The organism is Patiriisocius sp. 208BN25-11 (assembly GCF_058147145.1).
Genome location: NZ_JBYVJY010000016.1, coordinates 42,770 through 67,225 on the forward strand (window position 1 = coordinate 42,770; position 24,456 = coordinate 67,225).

General features: G+C 35.5%; 18 protein-coding genes and 1 pseudogene. 12 read left to right on the plus strand and 7 right to left on the minus strand.

Features of this window, described 5'->3' with window-relative positions; translation table 11 throughout:
• Positions 1-5: 5 nt before the first annotated feature.
• Both ACY2RS_RS14500 and ACY2RS_RS14505 read left to right on the plus strand, forming a co-directional pair.
• Positions 6-545 (plus strand): RNA polymerase sigma factor, encoded by a 540-nt coding sequence (locus tag ACY2RS_RS14500; protein WP_490099384.1) that lies wholly within the window; start codon positions 6-8, stop codon positions 543-545.
• Positions 545-1,273, plus strand: coding sequence for a tetratricopeptide repeat protein (locus tag ACY2RS_RS14505; protein ID WP_490099385.1), 729 nt, complete (start codon positions 545-547; stop codon positions 1,271-1,273). Before ACY2RS_RS14500 ends, ACY2RS_RS14505 begins: the two co-directional genes overlap by 1 nt.
• Positions 1,274-1,275: 2 nt before the next feature.
• On the opposite strand, the gene ACY2RS_RS14510 is transcribed toward ACY2RS_RS14505, so the two are convergent.
• The gene (locus ACY2RS_RS14510) at positions 1,276-4,242 is read right to left on the minus strand and encodes a CHAT domain-containing protein (RefSeq protein WP_490099386.1); all 2,967 of its coding nucleotides are present in this window, start codon (positions 4,240-4,242) and stop codon (positions 1,276-1,278) included.
• An 82-nt stretch (positions 4,243-4,324) separates the two neighbouring features.
• Between ACY2RS_RS14510 and ACY2RS_RS14515 the strand changes: the two genes are divergently transcribed.
• From ACY2RS_RS14515 to ACY2RS_RS14550, 8 genes are all read left to right on the plus strand, one after another.
• Positions 4,325-5,284, plus strand: a complete 960-nt coding sequence (locus tag ACY2RS_RS14515) for a VPGUxxT family thioredoxin-like (seleno)protein, type 2 (protein WP_490099387.1) — start codon at positions 4,325-4,327, stop codon at positions 5,282-5,284.
• A 79-nt stretch (positions 5,285-5,363) separates the two neighbouring features.
• Complete coding sequence (locus ACY2RS_RS14520; protein WP_490099388.1) at positions 5,364-5,906, plus strand: DUF4199 domain-containing protein; 543 nt, start codon at positions 5,364-5,366, stop codon at positions 5,904-5,906.
• Positions 5,907-5,909: 3 nt separating this feature from the next.
• Entirely contained in the window at positions 5,910-6,851 is a 942-nt protein-coding gene (locus ACY2RS_RS14525; RefSeq protein WP_490099389.1) for a glycosyltransferase family 2 protein, read from the plus strand.
• A gap of 108 nt (positions 6,852-6,959) precedes the next feature.
• Positions 6,960-8,675, plus strand: coding sequence for a phospho-sugar mutase (locus ACY2RS_RS14530; RefSeq protein WP_490099390.1), 1,716 nt, complete (start codon positions 6,960-6,962; stop codon positions 8,673-8,675).
• A gap of 7 nt (positions 8,676-8,682) precedes the next feature.
• Positions 8,683-10,509: an ABC transporter ATP-binding protein gene (locus tag ACY2RS_RS14535; protein ID WP_490099391.1), complete on the plus strand. Its 1,827-nt coding sequence runs from the start codon at positions 8,683-8,685 to the stop codon at positions 10,507-10,509.
• Positions 10,510-11,005: 496 nt separating this feature from the next.
• A complete protein-coding gene (locus tag ACY2RS_RS14540; protein ID WP_490099392.1) occupies positions 11,006-11,560 on the plus strand; it encodes an RNA polymerase sigma factor in 555 nt (184 codons plus the stop codon).
• A 21-nt stretch (positions 11,561-11,581) separates the two neighbouring features.
• On the plus strand, positions 11,582-12,031 hold the full coding sequence (locus ACY2RS_RS14545; RefSeq protein ID WP_490099393.1) for a hypothetical protein: 450 nt from the start codon (positions 11,582-11,584) through the stop codon (positions 12,029-12,031).
• Between the two features lies 1 nt (position 12,032).
• On the plus strand, positions 12,033-12,509 hold the full coding sequence (locus tag ACY2RS_RS14550; protein WP_490099394.1) for a hypothetical protein: 477 nt from the start codon (positions 12,033-12,035) through the stop codon (positions 12,507-12,509).
• A 118-nt stretch (positions 12,510-12,627) separates the two neighbouring features.
• Here ACY2RS_RS14550 and ACY2RS_RS14555 read toward each other — a convergent pair whose 3' ends face one another.
• A complete protein-coding gene (locus tag ACY2RS_RS14555) occupies positions 12,628-13,671 on the minus strand; it encodes a sialidase family protein (protein ID WP_490099395.1) in 1,044 nt (347 codons plus the stop codon).
• Between the two features lie 100 nt (positions 13,672-13,771).
• Between ACY2RS_RS14555 and ACY2RS_RS14560 the strand changes: the two genes are divergently transcribed.
• Together ACY2RS_RS14560 and ACY2RS_RS14565 are read left to right on the plus strand one after the other, a co-directional pair.
• Positions 13,772-14,980, plus strand: a complete 1,209-nt coding sequence (locus tag ACY2RS_RS14560) for an RsmB/NOP family class I SAM-dependent RNA methyltransferase (protein ID WP_490099396.1) — start codon at positions 13,772-13,774, stop codon at positions 14,978-14,980.
• 4 nt (positions 14,981-14,984) lie between these two features.
• A complete protein-coding gene (locus tag ACY2RS_RS14565; protein ID WP_490099397.1) occupies positions 14,985-16,028 on the plus strand; it encodes an endonuclease in 1,044 nt (347 codons plus the stop codon).
• Positions 16,029-16,253: 225 nt separating this feature from the next.
• Here the strand turns inward: ACY2RS_RS14565 and ACY2RS_RS14570 are convergent, their stop codons facing one another.
• The 5 genes and pseudogenes from ACY2RS_RS14570 to ACY2RS_RS14590 form a co-directional block, all read right to left on the minus strand.
• Positions 16,254-18,734 carry a S8 family serine peptidase gene (locus tag ACY2RS_RS14570; RefSeq protein ID WP_490099398.1) on the minus strand — a complete coding sequence of 827 codons (2,481 nt, stop codon included), beginning with the start codon at positions 18,732-18,734 and terminating at the stop codon, positions 16,254-16,256.
• 140 nt (positions 18,735-18,874) lie between these two features.
• Positions 18,875-21,355, minus strand: coding sequence for a S8 family serine peptidase (locus tag ACY2RS_RS14575; RefSeq protein ID WP_490099399.1), 2,481 nt, complete (start codon positions 21,353-21,355; stop codon positions 18,875-18,877).
• A 180-nt stretch (positions 21,356-21,535) separates the two neighbouring features.
• Positions 21,536-23,032, minus strand: coding sequence for a glucose-6-phosphate isomerase (gene pgi, locus ACY2RS_RS14580; protein ID WP_490099400.1), 1,497 nt, complete (start codon positions 23,030-23,032; stop codon positions 21,536-21,538).
• Between the two features lie 45 nt (positions 23,033-23,077).
• Positions 23,078-23,956, minus strand: coding sequence for an N-acetylglucosamine kinase (locus ACY2RS_RS14585; RefSeq protein WP_490099401.1), 879 nt, complete (start codon positions 23,954-23,956; stop codon positions 23,078-23,080).
• A 153-nt stretch (positions 23,957-24,109) separates the two neighbouring features.
• Positions 24,110-24,456, minus strand: a pseudogene (locus ACY2RS_RS14590) (type I glyceraldehyde-3-phosphate dehydrogenase); the annotation flags it as partial.

A 24,456-nucleotide genomic window follows, 5' to 3' on the forward strand; every position in this document is an offset into this window, starting at 1 on the left:
CATTAATGTTTATAGAGCCTACCTTAGAAGAAATTAAGCAAGGAGACAATAGTTCTTTCTCAAAAATGTATGAGGAATACAAAGACCCATTTAAAGCTTTTACATACAAGTATGGGATCTCTGAAGAAGAGGCCACAGAGATTTATCAAGAAAGCATTATTACCTTATTTGAAAATGCAGCCTCAGGCAAACTAACTGAATTAACCAGCAGTGTTAAGACCTATGTTTTTAGTATCGGAAAATACAAAGTAATGGAACATTTAAGAGCTTCAAAAAAAACAACCCCACTGGAGTCTTTTCATTTACAGGATGACTATGAAACTATAGAAATTAAAGAAACCGTACTTACTGAAAAACAAAAATTATTAAAACTTAATTTTTCAAAATTAGGAGCTCGTTGTCAAAATATTTTAGAACAGTTTTATCTTTTTGGTAAAACAATCGCCGAGATAAAAGCTTTTGAAAACTATGAAAATGAAAACACGGTAAAAGCACAAAAATCACGTTGCTTAAAACAATTAAAACAACTCATAACTCCCCAGTAATGATGAAAGACACCCTACTAGAAAAATATTTTAACAACTCGTTAAATCCGGAGGAAACGGAACAGCTAGAAAAACTTCTTTTAACTGACCCAGAGTTTAAGGAAGATTTTGAGATGCAAAAAGACCTCAAAGCTGCACTGATAGACACCAAAAAAGATGAGCTAAAAACACTATTAGAAAACCAAGAAAACAAAGCTAAAGACCAAGGTGCTATTACAAACAACAATGGAGTTTTAAAATACCTTGTTGCTGCCCTAGTGGTGGCAGCAATTGCTGTTACCGCTTTTTTAACACTGCAAGGAGGCCCAGCATCTCCACAAGAGTTGTATGCTTCAAATTTTGAACCTTATAGAAATGTAATTGAACCTATTACTAGAAGTGTAGATGATTTAAACATTAAAGAATTGGCATTTTATAATTATGAAATGGGAGATTACAAAAGAGCTATCTTTCAATTTGATACCATGTTTGCGAATAGCAATGAAGGTTATTATTTGTTTTATAAAGCCAATGCGCTTTTAAAGCTTGGAAAATATGATGAAGCTATTCGTGTATTAAGAATTCACCTGTCTTATAATGACGAATTTTTAGACAAATCAAAATGGTACATGGCCTTAGCGTATTTAAAAACCAATAACATTTCAGAAAGTAAAAAATTACTAGAAGAACTCGTAAATTCAGATGGGTACAACTACAAAAAAGCTAAAAAAATATTGAAACGTTTATAAAACTACCCTCTTTTTCTAAATCGTAAGAATACTAACAAAAGTAGTACTACTAATAATATAATGCCTATTAGATAGAAATTAGAGATGCCCGATTGAACTGGTGATACATCTCCACTTAAAATAAAACCTGCCCAGTAGAAAGGGTGTTTTAGTTGTTCATCTTGTACCGAATTTAGATATGCTATTTTAGCCTTCTGTAACGCAATATCTTTAGACATCCCTTGAGATAAATGTTCATAAAAAGATATCATCATAAAAGAAGTTTCTTTATCTGGAACCTTCCAAAGGCTTGTTAGTGTTGCATTACTACCAGCATAATGAAATGCCCTCGCCATGCTCATTACCCCTTCAGAATCATCTATAGTGCCATTTCCAGTATCACAGGCACTTAAAACCACTAAATTTGTAGCCAAATCTAACCCATAAATCTCATCTAACGTGAGTGTTGAAGAAACTGTATCGTCTGTAAATACGAGCATTGAATTTTTTGCATTGTTTGAATTTACATACGTATGTCCTGCTATATGAAGTATATTATAGTCTTTGGAGTTTAAAATAAAATTACGCTTCGTTGCTTCAGCTCCAATGTAAGAATCTCCCGAGAAAAAAGAAACAACATTGGTAACTTCTTCTTTAGCACCTATTAAATTTCCAAATTTAAAATCAATATCATCTATTGATCTTATTGCACTTTCTGCCTCCGTATCATAAGAAGGCGCAAATCCTGCAAGCGATTTTACATTGTTATTTTGTACCTCATCATATTCAAACAAACGTACAGAAGGGTAATAACTAAAGGTATAATTACGAATTAAAAAATCCTCTTTTGAGACAAGTGTTTCAAAAGGGAGACTAGACAATTGCAGATGACCAATGATGAGTAACTTCTCTATTGTAGTATCTTCCAAACCTAATGAAGGAACTAGTACATCACTCAATGACTTTGAATCATAGGGATCTCCATTCTTAATACTATTATAATAAGAAGAAAGCATCTCATTTAAAGTTTCCTTTGTACTCACTCTTATAAATGAAATGTCTGTTTCTGAAATTCTAAAAGCATATAGATTTGTATCTGAATAAAAATACCTCATGAGCACCTCTCCCACGGTTAACTTTTGCTGAACACGATTAAAGTCTATAGCTCTTGAAGCTAATAATTTTGAAACTCCAGAAATTTCACTTATTTGTTTTTCAAGCTCTTGAAGTGCTATTTTATTGTCATATAATGATTCTTTTAAGTAGGTAATATCCTCAGTTGTCTCAGTGCTGTCATCTATACCTAATAATTTATTTTCTTGTACTAAAATTTGATATTCTAATTCTTTTCTCTTTGCAAATAAATCATTTGATACAGCATCGCCTTTAGATAAAATATTTAAACCATGACTATAGTTTAATGCTGTTGCCTGGTTTAATTCTAGGAAATTTAAAACTTCAGTTATCGGTCTCTTATTTTTTATGGCATCATAGGTTTCAAGAATTCCATTATTAATTTCAACTAAAAAGTCTATTTCATTTTCGTTAAGTGTGCTACTTACTTTTATAGCATTCAAAATTTTAGAGGCTAATAAAAACAATGTATTTGAAGCTTGTAAATCTTTTTGCAATGCTGTGAACTCATACAGGTTTTTATAGTTAATTGCTAACATTCTAATATTTCTAATAGCATATGGATTTTGCAATCCCTTTACATCAGAAATTTTCATTTTGATCATTTCATCAATGAATGGATATTTCATTTCCTTGAGTACCGTATCAATAGTTTTTCTTGCATTTTCTATAGCTTTAGTATCGGTATAATAGGTAGCACGGGCGGTTTCAATTTGAGCATGTGTTGCAAGTGATGGAAGATTAGCTATGCTTTGCTTTGCCTTATTTATGTATGGAAGTACAGAATCTAAAACCTTTTTTCTTTGATATGCTGTTGCAATAGCTAGATAATCTGTAGAAGCGTTTGAAAATGTATATGAAGACTCTCCTTCTATAAATCGTGCATTTTGTTTTCGTAACGAAATAACAGTATCCAAAGAAATTGAATTTGACTCGATACCATAATTAAGATAATATGCAGTTATACTCCTAAAAAACTTTACAAAAGTCTCTGGTTTGGGTTCGGGAGTTGTTGCGAATAAATACGTAGCTTTCTCATAGGTATCTAGTACTTTAGGTCCATTTTTAGTTGATTCATAATAATCTATAAGTAAATTCAAATAAATCATTTCGGTCTCTGGATCTTTTAAATGTATCGTTCGTTTCCAAGCATCTAGTATTGCTTTGCAACGACTATAATCACCTCTAATTTCATAGGTGTCAAACAACTTCACAAAACAATCTCGCTTTATAAATTCATATTGAGGAGTCACAGCAATTTCTGAAAGATACTTTTCATTCTCTTTTGCATACTGCAACTCTTTTTTTGCGTCTCCCAGAGAGCGATGATTTAAGGATAGATAACTCGTTGTAACTAGCAACCCTAACTCAACAAACTCTCTATCTTCTGCATTTAAAGTATCTGTTGCATAAAATGTTTTTAAAAGCTCTAAATTTGGTAATAATGCGGTATCAATAGATTCTTTAAACCTACCTAACATCGTAAGACTAAACGACATGTTACTAATTGCATCCAATGAATTTAATTTATCATTAGGTAAGTGTATTTTGTAATGGTGTAGATACCTTTTTTGAAGGTCTAAAGACTTTTCCCAAGAAACAATTTGGGGAGGCAGTCCATTCATATATTCGTAGACCTCTGTATAAAAGTCCATGTCCTTATCTTTTACAGAATCATAATAGTACTGGATGCTATCTACCAGTTCATTAATTCTTTCTACGTCAGGGTTTGGAGGTCGAATGCTTAGCAATTCTTTGTAAAGTGTTTCAGTTTTCTGAATGTTTAAACTGTCTTGTCCCAATGCAGAGAGCGTAACAAAAATCAGTAAAAAAGAGTAAAAGTAAAGAGACTTCATAGTGCGTGTTAGTTATTATAAAAATAAGAATTAATCCCGTAAGTTGACATTCAAGCTATCGACTTATTAAAAAACTTTGTATATGAAATATCTCCTAATCGCTTTAATGTGTTTTTTTCAATATAGTATAGCACAACAAAAAACAAATCCTATTAACCAAGATGAAGAGTTAGGCAAAGTATCATGGTACCGCGATTTTGAGGTGGTTACTCACATTTCAGAAAAAGAAAACAAACCCATTTTTATTTTGTTTCAGGAAGTACCTGGGTGTAGTACCTGCCGTAACTATGGACACAATGTCATGAGCAATCCCCTACTTGTTGAAGCTATTGAAAATGAGTTCATCCCGCTTGCTATTTTTAATAATAAGGGCGGTAAAGACAAAATCATTTTAAAAAAATACAAGGAACCTACATGGAACAACCCTGTAGTGCGTATTGTAGACCATTCTGGAAAAAATCTTATCAAACGTATCTCAGGAGATTATTCGGCTTTGGCTGTTTACAAAGCAATTATTGAGGTGTTAGAAAACAATCAAAAACAAATTCCCAAATACTTACAGTTATTAGGAGAAGAATTACAAGGTGCTGCACAACCCAAAGAAACCTATTACAGCATGTATTGCTTTTGGAGTGGAGAAAAACAATTAGGAAGTCAAGCAGGAGTTCTAGATACCCAAGCAGGATTTATGAATGGCAAAGAGGTCGTAAAAGTAACCTATAATCCAACAATTCTTGCAGACAATATGCTTACTAGTTTTGCTAAGTTGCATAAAATGGCACCCATTACCAAAGACAACAGCTATAGACCTGCCCAAAGTGATGAAGATTATTACTTACAACATTCAAGATTTAAATACCTACCTCTAAGCAAACTACAACGCACAAAAATTAATAGTGCGCTGGGTAATAGAAATGATGCTACACAGTACCTTAGCCCCAGACAAATAAGGTGGTTAAACAACATTAGTAGTATTGGCAAAGACATTAGATTTCACAAAGAATTTGGGATCGCATGGAACGAGGTCCTCGCCAAAGAATAAGCTTGCCATAGTACCCCCTTTATTTTGTAACATTTTACTACATTTGTTTACTAACCATACGAACCAAAACTAAAAAATCATGTCAGATTCAAATGTTTCAGTAAAACAAAGCTCGATACAATACGGACTCGTATTAGGGGGAATTTTAGCGCTTATTACCATTTTAATGTATGCGCTTAACCAAGAACTATTTCTAAAATGGTGGATTGGTATTATTACTATTTTAGTAGTAATTGGTACCGGTATTGTTGCCACTGCCAAAGCAAAGGGATTATTAGGAGGATTTATGTCTTTTAAAGAAGCTTTCACAGCGTATTTTATCACTGTGGCTATTGGACTCTTAATTAGCACTGCCGTTGGTATCTTAATTTTTACAGTGATTGACCCAGACCTAGCTGGATATCTAAACGAACAAGCCATAGAGGTAACTCGTGAATTTATGGAACGTTTTAACACTCCAGAAGCCGATATGGAAGCAGCATTAGAAGAAATGCGAAACACCGATAACTTTGCAGTTGGAAATCAATTAAAATCATATGCATTTGGCCTTATTTTCCAAGCAGTTATTGGATTGCTAGTTGCTTTGATTTTTAAGAGAAAAGATCCAAACGCCATAGACTAATTTATGAATATTTCTGTAGTCATACCCCTTCTTAACGAAGCGGAATCTATTAAAGAATTACACCATTGGATTGCAACCGTTATGCAATCCAATGGTTTTTTATATGAAATTATCTTTATAGACGATGGTTCTACAGATACCTCATGGCAACTTATAGAAACCCTACACAATACCCATCCAGAAGTTAAAGGCATTCAGTTTCTTAGAAACTATGGGAAATCGCAGGCACTTCATGCTGGTTTTGCTAAGGCACAAGGTGATGTTATTATCACTATGGATGCAGATCTACAAGACAATCCAGAAGAAATTCCAGACTTGTACCGTATGATCACAGAAGAGGGATACGATCTTGTATCTGGATGGAAAAAAGTGCGATACGATTCTAAAATAGCAAAAAACTTCCCTTCCAAAATTTTTAATTGGGCAGCAAGAAAAACGTCTGGAGTACAACTAAACGATTTTAACTGCGGATTGAAAGCCTACAACAAAGAGGTTATTAAAAATATTGAAGTGACGGGAGAGATGCATCGCTATATTCCGGTATTGGCTAAGAATGCGGGATTCATTAACATTGGAGAAAAAGTAGTACAACACCAAGCCCGTAAATATGGAACCACAAAATTTGGTGCCGAACGCTTTACTAGAGGCTTTTTAGATTTAATCACTATTTGGTTTATCTCTACCTTTGGCAAACGTCCAATGCACTTATTTGGTGCCTTAGGAGCTATTATGCTTACGGTGAGTATTCTCTTTGCCATGTATCTTGGGGTTGATAAATTATTCATTCACAAAACGGGAAGACTTATCACAGACCGTCCGCAATTTTATATTGCCTTAACAGCAATGATCATGGGGACGCAACTTTTCCTGGCTGGATTTTTAGGAGAGTTAATTTTACGTTCCAAAAAAGGGAGTACCAATTACTCGATAAAGAACACACTATAATTTCTGAAATAGCAGCCACCCACTAAAATTTCAGCAGACAAACATTGCCAAATGTGAGCTCTTATACTCTTATAAAATTGGCTATTTTTGTAGCATAAAAAAACACAAATGATTTACATAGACCCAAAAATATTAGACCGTGTAAATGTATGGCTTACCCCTGCTTTTGACGCCAAAACACAGCAGCAAATAAAAGACATGATTGCCAATGACCCAGAGGGCTTGGAGGATAGCTTTTATAAAAGCTTGGCCTTTGGTACCGGAGGTATGCGCGGTGTGATGGGGATTGGTGATAACAGAATCAACACATATACACTGGGTAAAAATACGCAAGGGATTAGCAATTATTTAAAGGAATGTTTCCCTTCGGAAATTTTAAAAGTCGCTATTGCGTATGATTGTAGACACAATAGTAAAGAGCTCGCTCAAGTGGTAGCCAATGTGTTCTCTGCCAATAATATTGAAGTCTTTTTATTTAGTGACCTCCGCCCTACACCTGAGTTATCTTTTGCAGTAAAACATTTAGGATGTCATTGTGGTATTGTATTAACAGCATCACACAATCCGCCAGAGTACAATGGTTATAAAGTGTATTGGCAAGATGGAGGACAATTGGTACCACCACAAGATGCTGCCATCATAAAAGAAATTAATGGCCTAGCCTATAGCGATATCCGTTTTGAAGCTAACCAAGAACTAATTACTTCTATAGACACAGAAGTTGACGATGCTTTTGCTACAGCTGCTGTGAAAAATGGGAGTTATAAAACGTCGCAACAAGCCAAAGAAGACCTCAAGATAGTCTTTACTTCTTTGCATGGTACATCCATTACTATGATACCCCGCGTTCTTGAAGCTGCAGGGTATACCAATGTACATGTTGTAGCAGCGCAAGAAACACCTAATGGAGACTTCCCAACAGTGGTTTCTCCCAATCCAGAAGAGCCAGAAGCATTGAAGATGGCCATCGAAATTGCCGAAAAAACAAACGCAGATATCGTGATTGGTACTGATCCAGATTGTGATCGATTAGGCATTGCGGTACGAAATGCCCAAGGTGCCATGGAAATCATTAATGGTAACCAAGCCATGGTCATTAAAACAAACTTCTTGCTAGAACAATGGCAAAAAGCGGGCAGACTTACTGGGAATCAGTTTGTAGCCTCTACCATTGTATCTACCCCTATGATTGCAAAGATTGCCAAGAAATTTAACGTAAAGTATAAAGAAGGACTTACCGGATTTAAATGGATTGCTAAAATGGTAAAAGATTTTCCTGAGCTTGAATTAATTGGCGGTGGTGAAGAAAGCTTTGGGTATATGGTAGGTGATTTTGTGCGTGATAAAGACGCCGTAACTGCATCACTATTAGCATGTGAAATAGCAGCACAAGAGAAAGCCAAAGGACGTACACTCTTTGAATACCTCGATACTATTTATAAAGAAGTAGGGTATTATAAAGAACATCTTGTATCACTTGTAAAGAAAGGTAAAAAAGGCGCCGAAGAGATTGATAACATCATGAAAGACCTACGTACAAATCCTTTAAAAGAAATTGCTGGAAGTCCCGTTGTTTCGGTAGAAGATTATAGTACGAGTACAAGATTAAATGTTATTAATAGTACTTCGGAAATTTTAGACATCCCAAAAAGTAACGTGCTTATTTACTATACCGAAGACGGCAGTAAAATTGCTGCTAGACCTAGCGGTACAGAACCTAAAATTAAATTTTATATAAGTGTTCAAGGCAATGAAACAGCTAACATTTCAGAAACACTGAATCAAAAAATAAAAGCAATCTGTACTGCGTTACAATTGACGTAAACGAACTATGAATTATTTCAAAAAAATTATACGATATGCCCTTCCATACAAAAAATATGGAGCCCTAAATATTGTATGTAATATTTTCTATGCCTTATTTAGCGCCTTGTCTTTTATAGCATTGATTCCTATGTTGGATGTTTTGTTTAAAAAAAATGAGGACACCAATATTGTAAAGCCAATATATACCACCTTAGGAAATGCCAAAGATTACTACAAAGACTATCTGGCATATCACGTGCAAGAATACGCTTCAAACGATCCTTCTAAAGCGTTGATGCTAGTAATTGCATTAGTAATTGTGTTGTTCTTACTAAAAAACTTGTTTCGTTATTTGGGAATGTTTTTTATCACCTTTCTGAGAAATGGCGTTTTAAAAGATATTAGAAACGACATCCATTCAAAAATTATGGAGCTCCCAATTTCTTTCTTTTCTGAAAAGAGAAAAGGAGATGTGATGGCACGATCGAGTGCCGATGTGATGGACATACAAAACTCATTCATCTCTGTATTAGAACTAATCGTTAGAGAACCGCTCACTATTATCTTCACCATCATTATGATGTTGTTTATTAGTCCGCAGCTCACTCTATTTGTATTTATCTTTATTCCTATTTCTGGATTTATCATTTCAAGTATTGGTAAGACCCTAAAAAAGCACTCAGAAAATGTACAGCGAGAACAAGGAACATCACTTTCTATTTTAGATGAAACCTTATCTGGGTTAAAGATTATTAAAGGCTTTAATGCAGAATCTATCTTTGGGAAAAAATTTACAGACTCTACCAAACGCCTTTTTAACTACTCGAATAGTTTAACAAATCGACAAAACTTAGCATCTCCTACCAGTGAGTTTTTAGGAATTGTAGTAATATCTATTCTATTATGGTACGGAGGTAAAATGGTCCTTATTGAAGAATCAATAGATGGAAGTGACTTCATTGCATACATGGGATTAGCTTATAACATCCTTACTCCTGCCAAAGCGATTAGTAAGGCCAGCTATGGTGTAAAAAGAGGAAATGCAGCAGCAGAACGTGTCTTAGAGATTCTAGAAACACAGTCTACTATTAAAGACAAACCAGATGCTGTTGTAAAGAAAGACTTTAAAGATGCGTTGCAGATAAAAAACATCTCTTTTAAATATGAAGACGATGATGTTTTAAAAAACTTTAGCCTAGAAGTTCCCAAAGGGCATACCGTGGCATTGGTTGGTCAAAGTGGAAGTGGTAAAAGCACCATTGCAAATTTAGTCACTCGTTTTTATGATGTAAATAAAGGAGATATTGTGATAGATGGTGTAAACATTAAAGACATGACTCAAAATTCTTTGCGCAGCTTACTAGGATTAGTGACGCAAGATTCTATTTTGTTTAACGACACCATTAGAGAAAACCTAATTATTGGGAAAGAACATGCCTCTGAAGAAGACATCATAGATGCTTTAAAAATTGCCAATGCTTGGGAATTTGTAAAGGATCTTCCCAAGGGTATAGACACTAATATAGGTGATAGCGGTAATAAATTAAGCGGTGGCCAAAAACAACGTCTTAGCATTGCGAGAGCTGTTTTAAAGAATCCGCCTATCATGATTTTAGATGAAGCAACCTCTGCGCTTGATACCGAAAGCGAACGTTTGGTGCAAGATGCTTTAGAAAATATGATGAAAAACAGAACTTCAATTGTCATTGCACACAGACTATCTACTATTCAAAAAGCCGACACCATTGTAGTACTTAGCAAAGGAGAAATCGTGGAGCAAGGAAAGCATTCAGAATTACTCGCAAACAAGAGCGTATACCATAGTTTGGTAGCTATGCAATCTTTAGGATAAATCTAGGAAACTTTAGGGCACAAAAAAAGAGCGATTTGGGGCTTCGCTCTTTGTTTTTAGTTAAACACATTTGGGGCACGTGTTCAACTTAGTTTCATAAGTATGGTACAAATATAAAAGCTATTATCGTACTATGCAAGAAAAAATTACATTTTATCGTAATTAAATTACACTTTATCGTTGAAATGATAATTTTTTTAAGAAATAGCACTTCGGAAATCTTACAAAATAGCAACTACTTCCTACAAAAAAAAATGACGGGACAGCCCCCGCTTAGTCCCGCCAATAGTGAACTTATATTATATTTGAGGCACATAACATAAGATTCAAAAATTAACCTACAACAAATATATACAGAATTTTCCTACAACAAAAATATTTACGTAAATAATCGATAAATTTTGTTTTTAATCGGTAAAATAGTACTGATTTTAATTTTTAGCTACCCAATTAAACTATTTCAATTGTATCTTGTCATAGTACCATAGTTGCACAGATGACAAACGAAAAACAACTTATTACAGCATTACAAGATCCTTCTAAAAAAGAAGCCGCTTTTAGTGCCTTGGTATCTCAATATAAAGAACGTTTGTATTGGCATATTCGTAAAATGGTTTTGGACCATGATGACACAGATGATGTGCTACAAAATACCTTTATAAAAGTGTATAGAAATATAGCAGGCTTTAAGGGAGATAGTAAATTATATACATGGCTCTATCGTATTGCAACTAATGAAGCGATAAACTTGCTAAACAAAAAAGCAAAAAGATTACAAATCACGTCGGAAGAATTAAAAACAAGAGCCTTAGAACATCTAGAAACAGATGTTTATTTTGAAGGAGAGACCATACAACTATTATTGCAAGAAGCGATTGCCTCTCTCCCTCAAAAGCAACAACAAGTATTTAACATGAAATATTTTGAAAGTCATACGTTTGAAGACCTTTCTAAAATTTTAGGTACTTCTGTGGGCGGACTCAAAAGCTCGTATCACATTGCAGTAAAAAAAGTAACTCATTTTTTAAAAACACATGAAACCTTTTCATAAAAGAAAGGTCATAGGTACAGTATGAAAAAATTACCCACATACAAACACGGTTTTAAAATGCCAGAAGGATATCTAGATACTTTTGAAGCTAGATTACAAGAACGCTTGGCCTTAGAAACCAAACTCCCAGTGAAGGAAGAAGCCAAAACAATTGTGAACGCTACCCCTAAGAAAGGAAAGGTTATTTCATTTCAAAAACTCTTGTATGTTGGTATTTCAATGGCAGCTTGTTTGGCCATATACATTTCAATACAAAATACAGGGTCATCAGCGTCATTAGATGATATTGCCATGACAACGCTAGAAGATTATTTGTTAGAAAACACAACAGATTATTCATTCGATGCAATTGCCGAAGAATTTCCTGAAGATGCGGTAGACGAATTAATAAACGACACTAACATTTCCGAAGAACAACTAGAAGTATACTTATTAGATCATATAAATAACAACTCTTTAATACTAGAATAACATGAAAAAGACACTCATATTAATCCTATTTATAAGCTTAGGATTACAAGCACAAGAACGCAATTTCGAGAAAATAAAGGCACATAAAACTGCATACATTACAGAAAAGGTAGCCCTCACGCCAAGTCAGGCCGAACAATTTTGGCCTATTTACAACAAATTTGAGGCAGAAGTAATGGCCTTAAGAAAATCTGAACGAGAAGATTTCGAAAACAATAAAGATAGAAACATCGATGATCTATCAGACAGTGAAGCGAATGCTATGCTAGCAAAGCATGGGCAAATAAGGGCAGAACTTGCTACGAAACTGCAAGGACTTATTAGTGCTTTAAAAGGGATTATTACCCCGCAACAAACCATCAAGCTTTTAAGAGCCGAAGAAGATTTCAAGAAACGTTTGCTAAGACGTTACAGAGATAGAGATCGAAACCGCAGGGATGGAAAAGGTCCAGATAGAGGACGAAATAATAGAAAGTAGACTAACAATTGTCATTTGAGTGCCGTTGAGATTTACAACTTACTATAAAAAAAAGTAATTTCGATTCAACGAATAGTTCTCGTCCCGAAGCTTCGGGGGCGCTCAAACAGACACTATTTTATCTAAAAAGTAACTTAGCCACTTTCATACTACCACTTGCAAAGGCGATGCTATCATTTACAAATTCGATGGCATAAAAGCCTTCAGTAGATAACTCTTCCCAAGTAGCTCCTTGATCGTTACTATACGAAATACCAGGAGATCCAACTGCTACAATACCTTGCCCCTTAGTTCCAGGAACAAAAGACACCGAAGAACGATACCCAGGTCCTACTCCATTACTCAATAAACGCCACGTTTTACCTCCATCCTGTGTAATGGCTTTATTGCCTTCGTTAAAGTCTTTGTCTTCCCAGTCTCCACCAACGATAATTCCTGTCTTCGCATCAAAAAAATCTACACTGTAAATTCCAGTCATGGTTTTACCTTGTAGAATTGGAGTATCAAAAACCTTCCAAGTGTTTCCTTTATCTGGAGAATAAAAAACGCGTGCTCGCATCCCTCCTGTTACAATCCACGTATGATTTCCTAACACTTCAATATTAGAATTACTCGCTGCAAAAGCAGCTTCACCTTCAACACTTGCAGGCAGTTTATCACAGCCTAATTTTGTCCAAGAAGCACCACCATCTCTAGTGATAATAACCGACAGACAACCCCCAATTGGATCTCCCATAGCAATCCCTTCTTTTTCATTCCAGAACGTTATAGCATCATAAAAAACGCCCTCTCCTGCTTCTACATATACTTCTTTCATTCCTGTTGCCTCTTTATCTTTTGTATCGATTTTATACAACACCGCAGGGGTATCTATACTTAATACAAACACTGCGTTTTCTGTCTTTGCAATAGCCCTAAAATGCATCAATTTATCTTCATATTGTACTGTAGCTAACTTAGGTGTTTTACCATCAATTAGACCAACAACTCCTTTATTAGCAGCAAACCAGACGCTATTTTCATCTTGCGGTGCAATGGCTCTAATGCTTAAACTATCTGTAAAAACTTCGGAAATTTTAACACTCGAAAAGGCTTCCTTTTTCTCGGTAGTACAAGAAGCAATAAAAACACACAAAAGAAGGGCAAAAAGAGAATATTTCATGGATTAAAAATTTTAGCAAAAGTAACCAAAACAAATCGTTAAAATAGAATACCTTTGCACACGCAATTTTGGCACACAAAATGCTGTTTATTATGTACCTATGAGATTACACAGAACCCTTGTTTTTGCTACGATAGATTCGTTAGATCTTATCTTCAACGAACAAAAACAAGCCGATAAAGTTTTAAAAGCTACCCTTAAAAAAGACAAGCGTTGGGGATCGAGAGATCGAAGTTTCATTGCAGAAACCACCTACGACATTGTTAGATGGAAGCGTTTATACGAAGAAATTGCAGAAGTGCAAGCACCTTATTCACGTCCAAATCTATATAGAATGTTTGCGGTTTGGTGTACATTAAAAGGTATTGCCATTCCAGATTGGACACAATTTGAAGCCACTCCTACCCGACGTATCAAAGGTCGTTTTGACGAACTATCGAAAACAAGAAAAATAAGAGAATCTATTCCAGATTGGTTAGATGCACTTGGCGAAAAAGAATTAGGAAAAAAATGGGATAAAGAGCTTGCTGCATTAAACAAGCAAGCAGAAGTTGTACTGCGTGTAAATCCTTTAAAAGCTACCGTAGAACAAGTAGAACTAGCCTTAAAAGATCTAGAAATCTACACCAAAACCATTAAAGGGTATCCGCATGCACTAGTATTACGCGAACGTGCTAATGTATTTGTAACCGATGCTTTTAAAAATGGATGGTTTGAAGTACAAGATGCTTCTTCACAAAAAGTAGCCGCCATGCTAGACCCAAAACCAGGCATGCGCATTATAGATGCTTGTGCTGGTGCAGGAGGAAAAGCATTACATATTGCTTCTTTAATGGAAAATAAGGGGCAAGTAGTTGCCATGGACATCTACGAAAACAAATTGAACGAACTTAAAAGACGTGCGCGTCGAAATGGGATTCACAATATAGAAACACGCACCATAGATTCAACAAAAGTGATCAAAAAACTTATCGATAAAGCAGATAAGGTATTGATTGATTCTCCATGTACAGGATTGGGTGTATTAAAGAGAAACCCAGATGCCAAGTGGAAAATGAATCCAGAATTTCTGGATGAGATCAAAGAAACCCAAGCTCAAATTTTAGATTCATATTCTAGAATGGTAAAGCCTGGTGGAGATTTAGTATATGCTACCTGCTCTATTCTTCCAAGTGAAAATGAGAAACAAGTAAAAGCGTTTTTAAAACGTGACGCTGGTGCAAATTTCACATTTATAAAAGATGAAAAAATACTTCCATCTAGCTCAGGTTATGATGGTTTTTATATGGCCTTATTAAAAAAGAACTAAAAAAATGAAAACACTACAACTCATATTTTGTATTTGCTTTACAAGCATACTACTAGCGCAACAACCTTATTATAATGATGTAAACTTAACCCTTACAGGAGAAGCATTATACAATGAACTACAAGATAAAATCGACATTAATAACACATCATTTACGTATGGTGATGTTCGTGATACGGTAAAAATAACCGACGAAGATCCAGATGATAATCAGCACGTACTATTAGTTTATGGGTATAATAACTCAAACTGTACAACGCAACGTTCTAGAGATAAAGACGAATTTGGTGGCGGTACTTGTCAATACAATAGAGAACATGTGTTTGCAAGAAGTAATGCCGTTCCACCAATGGGAGATACCAGTAATAGTAATACGGGGATTACTGCAGACCCCCATAATTTACGCCCAAGTGACCAACAAATGAATGGTATTCGTGGCAGCAGAAAATTTACTGCAGGCTCTGGAAATGCAAGTACCGAGGCTAATAACACTTTTTATCCTGGAGACGAATGGAAAGGAGATGTTGCAAGAATGATGATGTACATGTATACAAGGTATGGAGATCGTTGTTTACCCTCTTTAAATGGTACCGGTGCAACCCAAGGAAGTACACAAATGCTTCAAATTTATTTACAATGGAATGCTGAAGATCCTGTTGACCCTGCATTTGAAGATCAACGCAATGATTACCTAGAAAATGAGTATGGAAACAGAAATCCTTTTATTGATAATCCTTATTTGGCGACACTAATTTGGGGAGGTGAGCCTGCTGAAGATCGCTGGAACACTTTTGGAATTAATGATACTGAGACAACTACATTTACAGTATACCCAAATCCTACAACAGAAACAATATGGGTTTCAACGAATAGTAATGCTTCTAATAGTTCAGCAACTATATATACTATTTCAGGAGTTAAAGTAAAAACGTTTGCTAATGTAACCAACACAACGCATATGAATGTATCTACACTTCCTGCTGGAGTATACATACTAACACTAAAAAATGCGAATGAAACAAGCACTAAAAAAATAGTTATTCAGTAATTTTTATTAGTGAGTCATCCTAAAATAGGTTGACAAGTATTAAACAATGACAAAAATCCAGCGAAGATAGCCTCGCTGGTTTTTTTGTTACATATATAATTAGGCTTTTTATAATTAAGATTAATATGTAATCTTTTGTTAGTCTGGGTGATAACTGTTCCTTTTATAAACTAAAAAAGTCCCGAGAGATCTCGGGACTTTTATATGGTTAGAAATTAAACCGTTTTAGTTTTTAAGAATCTGAATTACATTACTTGCATTTTGAGACGTAGCTCTCACAAAGTAAGTTCCTGTAGCCAAACTAGAAATATCAAGTGTCGTTTGATTTCCAGTTACTTCTTGTTGTACTAATTGACGTCCTGTAATTGAATACACCGTTATAGTTTCTAATGCTGTAACTGGTGAGTCTATTGTGATAAAAGTATTCGCTGGGTTTGGATATACCACCAATCCAACAATAGTAGTATCATCTATACCTAATTCTGATTCTGTTACAAATCTTCTTTCTTCGTCAAAAACACCTTCTGTACAGTCGTTTAAACCACGTACTCTCCAGAAATATTCTGTCTCAAATGCTAAACCATTTAATGTTAGAGTAAGATCTGGTGTAATTTCAGTTAATACAATATTTGTAAAAGCATCATCAAGCGCTAATTCTACTTCATACCCCGATAATGCATTTGTAGTTCCTTCCCACTCTAATTCTAAACCGTCTACTGGTCTGTTTTGAGAGTTATTATTTGGGTTATCAAGTTCAACTAAACCTATTGGAATTTCATCTGTAATTTCTAAAGCTATGTAGGTATTTGTAGTTTCGGTAGTACCCGTTGCAGTTACTACTATTGGATACGTCCCAATAGCTAAGGCATCAATACCCGTTATAGTTAACACTGCAGTTCCTGTTTCAGTTACTGAAGCAGGTAAAATTTCGGCCGTAGTTCCAGCTGGAGCAGCATCAAATGTTAACGCTACTGTATCTGTAACACCTTCGTCGAAAGTAACATCAATATCGAATGTAGCAGTAATTTCTTCAGCACAAGTAAGCACATTTCCATCTGTAGTAGATACCACAAAGCTTTCGTTTTGAATACCTGTTACTACCATAGAAAAAACTTGAGTATTATTTACTAATGAGTTTCCTTTATGAGAAACTCTCACAATGTATTCTCCAGCTATTGGAGCAGGAATTTCTATTTTCTCTACATTATCTACAAGATTATCTCCAGTTGTTGCTGCAGCACTAGGATTTGCAACATCTAATATCCAAGGTAAAAAAGTAGCCCCGCCATCTCTTGAGATTCTTAAATCAAGATCATTAACTAGACTAGGTGTAGGATCATCCTCGTTACCAGCCGGCAATACATCGGCCGCAGGATCTGTCCATGCAATAGTTGCAGCAATATCTTGTGTTCCATCAGATTTAAATGTGAATGTATATACATTGTTTGGCTCTAACGTTTCAGTAACAATCATACTTGTATTGCTATGCTCTGTAATTACATTAGCCGCACGCTCTGTATTCATTAACCCCCATCCAAATCTATAGTCAGGTCCTGGCGCAGTACCAGCCTCATCGGTAGTATGAAGCGCCAGTGCCTTCATTGCTGAAGCTATCATAAATTCACCGTTCAGGTTGTTATAATGTTGTTGTAATAAAATTAAACTACCAGAAACATTAGGTGCTGCCATAGAAGTTCCGCTAAAATTTGCGTAAGAAGAATTAGAATTTCCTGTTGAAGACAACATATTAACCCCTTTTGCAGCAATATCTGGTTTAATACGACCATCATCTGTTGGTCCCCAGCTACTAAAACTTGACATTACTACATCACTCGGCCCTGTATAATTTAATACTTCGTTTGTAGCAGCAACTACAATATTATTTTTTGCAACTCCTTTATCGGTTAAGTAATCATAACCTCCATCGCCAGTATTTGCGCCAGACTGTCTATCATTTCCTGCAGCTACAATTGGTAGATAAAAGGGTGCATTGTATATAATTCTATCAATATTTCTTGCGCTACTATCATAGTATCCAATATACCAAAGAGGTACATTTGGAGCAGGAATACCATAACTATGGTTAGATAAGATCATTCCCTCCCCCGCAGCATTAGCCATTTCTGGTTCATCAGCGTTAAAATTATAAGCTAGTAGTTCTGCCTCAGGAGCCATCCCTTTTGCTTGGCCACCTATTTGACTTCCAGTACCTATCATTGTACCAGCAACATGTGTAGCATGACTACTAATTTGTGTTGCATTATCAATTTGTGTTGCTCTATTTTCTATTAAATTATGCGTTGCACGAACTCTATTTCCATCCCAAATTCCAGCAACCATGTTTTCTCCATTCAAGTCTAAGCCTGATGTACCACCCGTATGGAGCCTGTTAGCTCTTGTTGTTAAAGCACCTTCCCTGTTATAGGTTGTGTAATATTTTGGAGTTCCATCATCAAATACCCCAACAAGTAGTGCATTTCCACCATTTGGAAGTTCCATTTCAGTTTCCCAACCATTTTGGGCAGCTAAAACAAAAGCTCTTTGTTGGTTTGTTTCAAAATCTTCTCGCAATTCAGCTTCTAGTAATGCTATAGCTTCTTGATCATAACTCTCAGCAATTGTTTGACGTTCTGCCAAGGTTTGTGAGAAAGTGGTTGTTATAGCAAATATAGTTGCCATACCAAAAAATAAGGTAGTCTTTTTCATAGATGGTTTTTTTTTAATATTCTCAAAAATACTAAAATAAAAATCTGAATCATTCAAAAAAAATCAGTATTTATTGTCATTTGTTAAACAAAAAAAAGCCTTGAGTTTCCTCAAGGCTTTTTTTGGATGTATAAATATGATTAGTTTTTAAGAATCTGAATCACTTTACTTGCATTTTGAGACGTAGCTCTTACAAAATAAGTTCCCGAAGCCAAACTAGAAATATCTAATGTTGTTTGGTTTCCATTTACCTCTTGTTGCATTAGTTGACGTCCTGTAATTGAATAGACTGTTATAGATTCTAATGTCGTATTTGGTGAATCTATCGTCACTAAAGTATTCGCTGGGTTTGGGTATAATACCAATCCAACAATATTATTATCTACTAGACCTAATTCTACCTCTGTTACAAATCTTCTCTCCTCATCAAAAATCCCCTCTGTACAATCGTTTAAACCACGTACTCTCCAGAAATATTCTGTCTCAAAAGCTAACCCATTTAATGTTAACGTTAGATCAGGAGTAATTTCAGTTAAAACAATGTTTGTAAAAGCATCATCAAGCGCTAATTCTACTTCATAACCAGATAATGCATTTGTAGTTGCTTCCCACTCTAATTCTAAACCATCTACAGGCCTGTTTTGGGAGTTATTATTTGGGTTATCAAGCTCTACTAATCCAACTGGAATCTCGTCTGTGATTTCTAAAGCAATATAGGTATTTATCGTTTCGGTGGTACCTGTTGCAGTTACTACGATTGGATAAGTTCCAATAGCTAAAGCATCTATACCCGTTACAGTTAACACTGCAGTCCCAGTTTCAGAAACTGAAGCTGGTAAAATCTCAGCAGTTGTTCCAGCTGGAGCAGCATCAAAAGTGAGAGCTACTGTATCCGTTACACCTTCGTCGAAAGTTACATCAATGTCGAAGGTTGCAGTAACTTCTTCAGCACAAGTAAGTACATTTCCATTAGTAGTAGAAACTACAAAGCTTTCGTTTTGAATACCAGTTACTACCATAGAAAAAACCTGACTGTTATTTATCAATGAAGTACCTTTATGAGAAACTCTTACAATGTAATCTCCCGCTATTGGAGCAGGAATTTCTATTTTCTCAATATTATCTACTAGGTTGTCACCAGTTGTAGCTGCAGCACTAGGGTTTGCAACATCTAGAACCCATGGTAAAAAAGTTGCTCCACCATCTCTAGAGATTCTCAAATCAAGATCATTAACTAAGCTTGGAGTTGCAACATCCTCGTTGTTTCCAGGTAGAACGTCGGCAGCAGGGTCTGTCCATGCGATCGTGGCAGCGATATCTTGTGTTCCATCAGATTTGAATGTAAATGTGTATACATCATTAGCATTTAATGTTTCAGCAACAATCATGCTCGTATTACTATTTTCTGTGATTACATTTGCAGCACGTTCAGTGTTTAATAATCCCCATCCAAATCTATAATCTGGTCCAGGGTTAGCACCTGCCTCATCTGTTGTGTGCAATGCCAAAGCTCTGAGAGTAGAAGCCAACATAAATTCTCCATTTAAGTTGTTGTAGTGTTGTTGTAGCAACATTAAACTTCCTGACACATTTGGTGTAGCCATAGAAGTTCCACTCATGGTTTGATACGCAGAATTTGAACCACCTGAAGATGATAACATAAATACTCCCTTTGCTGAAACGTCTGGCTTGATACGACCATCATCTGTAGGTCCCCAGCTACTGAAATTTGACATCACTACATCACTTGGACCTGTATAATTTAAAACTTCATTCGTTGCAGCAACAACAATGTTATTTTTTGCTACACTTTTATCTGTGATATAATCATACCCTCCATCGCCAGTGTTTGCACCAGATTGTCTATCATTTCCTGCAGAACAGACTGGAAGATAGAAAGGTGCATTGTATATGATTCTATCCATATTTCTTGCACTACTATCATAATAACCTAGATACCATAGCGGTACATTTGCAGCAGGAATCCCATAACTATGATTCGAAACTAATAGTCCGTTAGAGGCAGCATTAGCCATTTCAGGTTCGTCACCATTAAAGCTGTAGGCTAATAACTCAGCCATTGGCGCCATGCCTTTAGCTTGACCACCAATTTGACTTCCACTACCAATCATAGTACCAGCAACGTGGGTGGCATGGTTACTTATTTGTGAAGGATTATCAATTTGTGTTGGCCTATCCTCAAGAATGTTGTGTGTTGCACGAACACGACCTCCATCCCAAATTCCACCCAACATATCTTCTCCGTTTAGGTCTAATCCAGCTACACCACCAGAATGAACTCTATCTGTTCTTGTAGTGATACCACCTTCACGGTTATCTGTAGTATAGTATTTTGGAGTGCCATCATCAAAAACACCAACAAGTAATGCGTTACCTCCATTTGGAAGATTTATCTCGGTTTCCCAACCGTTTTGAGCAGCAAGCACAAAAGCTCTTTGTTGGTTGGTATCAAAATCTTCTCTTAATTCAGCTTCTAATAATGTTAAAGCCTCTTGATTGTAGGTCTCAGCAATTGTTTGACGTTCTGCCAAAGTTTGTGAGAAAGTGGTTGAAACAGCAAGCAGTGCTGCCATACCAGAGAATAGCGTAGTCTTTTTCATAATTTTTTTATTTAATAGAATTTCAAAAATACAAAAAAACAATACTCCATAATAGACACTATTTTGTTAAAATTGTATACAATGAGCTTAATGTGAAAACAAAATGAAGCAAATACTGCTAATTCACTAAAAAAAGAGCATTTCTATTATTAAAACTGAGATGTTAGAAAGTTTCCACCTCTAGGTGTTTAGTAGCTTTTTAGCTAAAGATTTCCCTAATTCTACACCAAATTGATCAAAACTATACACATTTAGTATTGCTCCTTGAACAAATATTTTGTGTTCATAAAGGGCAATTAAGTTTCCCAAAGTCTCAGGAGTTAACGATTTAATTGTCAACAAGTTTGAAGGCTTATTCCCTTCAAACACACGATAGGGATTCTCAATGTTTTCGTAATGTGTACCCATTAACAATGCTTCTCCTTGTGCTTTGCAATTTGCCGCTAGAATATCTTGATGATTTTTTTTACCATGCAAAGAATTTTCAAACAAGATAAAATCAGCAGGAATTAATACTGTACCTTGATGCACAAGTTGTATAAAAGCGTGCTGTGCATTGGTACCCGTATTTCCCCAAACAATGGGTCCCGTGCTATATGTAACGGGGTCTCCATTTCTATCAACCGACTTACCATTGCTTTCCATATTGGCCTGCTGAAGATAATCAACAAACTTTGAAAGATATTCTGAATATGGGAGGATAGCTTCTGTTTGAGCTCCAAAAAAATTGGTATACCAAATAGAAAGCAAAGCCAATACTATTGGAATATTTTCTAAAAATGGCGTGTTTTTAAAATGCACATCCATTTGGTGCGCTCCCTTTAATAATGACTCAAAGTTTTTATAACCAATTGCACAACAAGTTGAAAGTCCTACGGCACTCCACAAAGAGAATCTACCTCCAACCCAATTCCACATAGTAAAGGTATGTTCTGGAAGTATCCCAAAAGCAGTAACAGCATCAAGATTGGTAGATACAGCTACAAAGTGTTTGTCAACAGCTGTATCACCAGCTTTTTCAACAAACCATGTTCTCGCTGTAGTAGCATTTGTAATGGTTTCTATGGTAGTAAAGGTCTTACTTACAACAATAAATAATGTTGTCTCTGGATCTATATTTTTAAGTACTTCGGAAATATGATCACCATCAACATTTGACACATAATGAACCCTGAGATGATTTTGGTAATACCCTAATGCTTCAGTAACCATTGCTGGACCTAAATCACTCCCTCCTATCCCGATATTTACGACATCTGTAATTGCTTTACCGGTATATCCTTTATGCTTTCCTGATATAATCTCTTCCGAAAATTGTTTCATTTGAAGTAAGGTTTCCTTTACTTCAGGCTTCATATCCTCAAAATCTCTTAAAGCAGTATGGAGTACTTGACGCTTTTCAGTTTCGTTGATGTATTCTCCATCGAATTGCGCTTTGATGGCATCACTCAATTTGGTTTCTTCGGCAAGAGATTGCAAAGCATCTAATATTTCCGAAGTAATTCTATTCTTAGAAAAATCAAGTGATACGTGCTCACTTCTTAATGTCATGCATTCTTTTCTATCAGGATCATCAGCAAACATTTCTTGCATTTTCATCTCTGAAATAGTATTAAAATGTGCTGTAAGTTTTGACCAAGCTTTGGTTTGGGTAGGATTTACTTTTGGAAATGCCATACTACTATTTAGGAATTAATCTTTTGTAACGCGGTAGCGAATTGTTTATTTTAAAATATGTTCTCGATAATAAGCTATCAAGCCATCAATTGGTCTTCTTATAATAGTGCCTAATGTAAGATGATAAGGTTGCATGCAATCTCGAATAATATCTTCACTAAAATGTGCGATGCTCCCTATAAAATGAATTGGAACTTGTTGTGCTTCTTTAAAACACAGGATTCTACATTCTATAAAGTTGTTAATACCTTCACTAATCAACTTATAGAAATAGCCATTAATTTCAACCGCATTACTAGGTCTTGATTCTGAAGGATTAAAGATAAACTCTGCAAAGGAAGCCAAATACATATTTGGATTGGCTTGTTTATAGACATTATATTTAATTACATCTGGCGTGAGATCAAAGCGCTTCTGAAACTCGATTCTTAGCACGGCTGGCATTCTATTATAAAAATAGTCACGTAACAGACGTTTTCCGAAGTAATTACCACTCGCCTCATCCATTAAACTATAGCCCAATGAAACAGCACTTGGGTGAATTACTTCACCGTCGAAATAACTACTATTAGAACCCGTACCTAAAATACATACAATGCCAGGTACCGTTGTAGCAGCTCTCACTGCAGCTACAGTGTCTTCTTGCACAGTTACCAATGCTTCAACAAATACTGTTTCTAATACCTTTTTTAGGAGTAGTGTTGGTTTTTCTGTTCCGCAACCAGCTCCATAAAAATCTAGTCTTGTCACCTTATTGTGGTAAGACTGTAACGCTTCATTTGCCTTGATTCGGTTACATAATTCATCTTCATGCACCACAGCTGGATTTAAACCAGGTGTACGTGTTTTTAAAACCACATCTCCTTGATTGTCTAGTAATATCCAATCACATTTTGTGGAGCCTCCATCAGTTAGTAGAATCATTATTAATTAATTTGAAAATGTGTCAATTTGATGATGTGATAATTGTTAATTGAAAATTAAGTGTCTCCAATGAACCATTAAACATTAACAAACATACTATAAATTAATAGATACAACTTCCAATCATAATATTTAAAAAAACATTATTTATTATTAAGAAAGCGATGCAACATGTGCAGCTAGTTCAATTAATTTAGCGGAGTAGGCATACTCATTATCATACCAAGCCACTAACTTGAAAAAGTGGTCATTTAATGCTATTCCAGATCCTGCGTCAAAGTTACACGTATGTGTAGTACTAACAAAATCCTGAGACACCACAGGAGCTTCTGTATATCCAATAACTCCCTTATAACTTCCCTCTGAGGCTTCTTTGAATAATTTTTTTATGTCCTCATAACTCGCAGCCTTCTTTGTTCTTACCGTTAAATCTACAACAGATACATCAACCGTTGGTACTCTAAAAGCCATTCCTGTTAATTTACCTTCTAAGGCTGGAA

Excerpts from the sequence above, each read along its gene's own strand:
- ACY2RS_RS14565 (WP_490099397.1), top strand. The coding sequence starts at position 14,985 with ATGAAAACACTACAACTCATATTTTGTATTTGCTTTACAAGCATACTA.
- pgi (WP_490099400.1), bottom strand. The coding sequence starts at position 23,032 with ATGGCATTTCCAAAAGTAAATCCTACCCAAACCAAAGCTTGGTCAAAA.
- ACY2RS_RS14555 (WP_490099395.1), bottom strand. The coding sequence starts at position 13,671 with ATGAAATATTCTCTTTTTGCCCTTCTTTTGTGTGTTTTTATTGCTTCT.
- ACY2RS_RS14550 (WP_490099394.1), top strand. The coding sequence starts at position 12,033 with ATGAAAAAGACACTCATATTAATCCTATTTATAAGCTTAGGATTACAA.
- ACY2RS_RS14525 (WP_490099389.1), top strand. The coding sequence starts at position 5,910 with ATGAATATTTCTGTAGTCATACCCCTTCTTAACGAAGCGGAATCTATT.
- ACY2RS_RS14545 (WP_490099393.1), top strand. The coding sequence starts at position 11,582 with ATGAAAAAATTACCCACATACAAACACGGTTTTAAAATGCCAGAAGGA.
- ACY2RS_RS14505 (WP_490099385.1), top strand. The coding sequence starts at position 545 with ATGATGAAAGACACCCTACTAGAAAAATATTTTAACAACTCGTTAAAT.
- ACY2RS_RS14570 (WP_490099398.1), bottom strand. The coding sequence starts at position 18,734 with ATGAAAAAGACTACCTTATTTTTTGGTATGGCAACTATATTTGCTATA.
- ACY2RS_RS14510 (WP_490099386.1), bottom strand. The coding sequence starts at position 4,242 with ATGAAGTCTCTTTACTTTTACTCTTTTTTACTGATTTTTGTTACGCTC.
- ACY2RS_RS14540 (WP_490099392.1), top strand. The coding sequence starts at position 11,006 with ATGACAAACGAAAAACAACTTATTACAGCATTACAAGATCCTTCTAAA.
- ACY2RS_RS14560 (WP_490099396.1), top strand. The coding sequence starts at position 13,772 with ATGAGATTACACAGAACCCTTGTTTTTGCTACGATAGATTCGTTAGAT.
- ACY2RS_RS14515 (WP_490099387.1), top strand. The coding sequence starts at position 4,325 with ATGAAATATCTCCTAATCGCTTTAATGTGTTTTTTTCAATATAGTATA.
- ACY2RS_RS14500 (WP_490099384.1), top strand. The coding sequence starts at position 6 with ATGTTTATAGAGCCTACCTTAGAAGAAATTAAGCAAGGAGACAATAGT.
- ACY2RS_RS14520 (WP_490099388.1), top strand. The coding sequence starts at position 5,364 with ATGTCAGATTCAAATGTTTCAGTAAAACAAAGCTCGATACAATACGGA.
- ACY2RS_RS14535 (WP_490099391.1), top strand. The coding sequence starts at position 8,683 with ATGAATTATTTCAAAAAAATTATACGATATGCCCTTCCATACAAAAAA.
- ACY2RS_RS14585 (WP_490099401.1), bottom strand. The coding sequence starts at position 23,956 with ATGATTCTACTAACTGATGGAGGCTCCACAAAATGTGATTGGATATTA.
- ACY2RS_RS14575 (WP_490099399.1), bottom strand. The coding sequence starts at position 21,355 with ATGAAAAAGACTACGCTATTCTCTGGTATGGCAGCACTGCTTGCTGTT.
- ACY2RS_RS14530 (WP_490099390.1), top strand. The coding sequence starts at position 6,960 with ATGATTTACATAGACCCAAAAATATTAGACCGTGTAAATGTATGGCTT.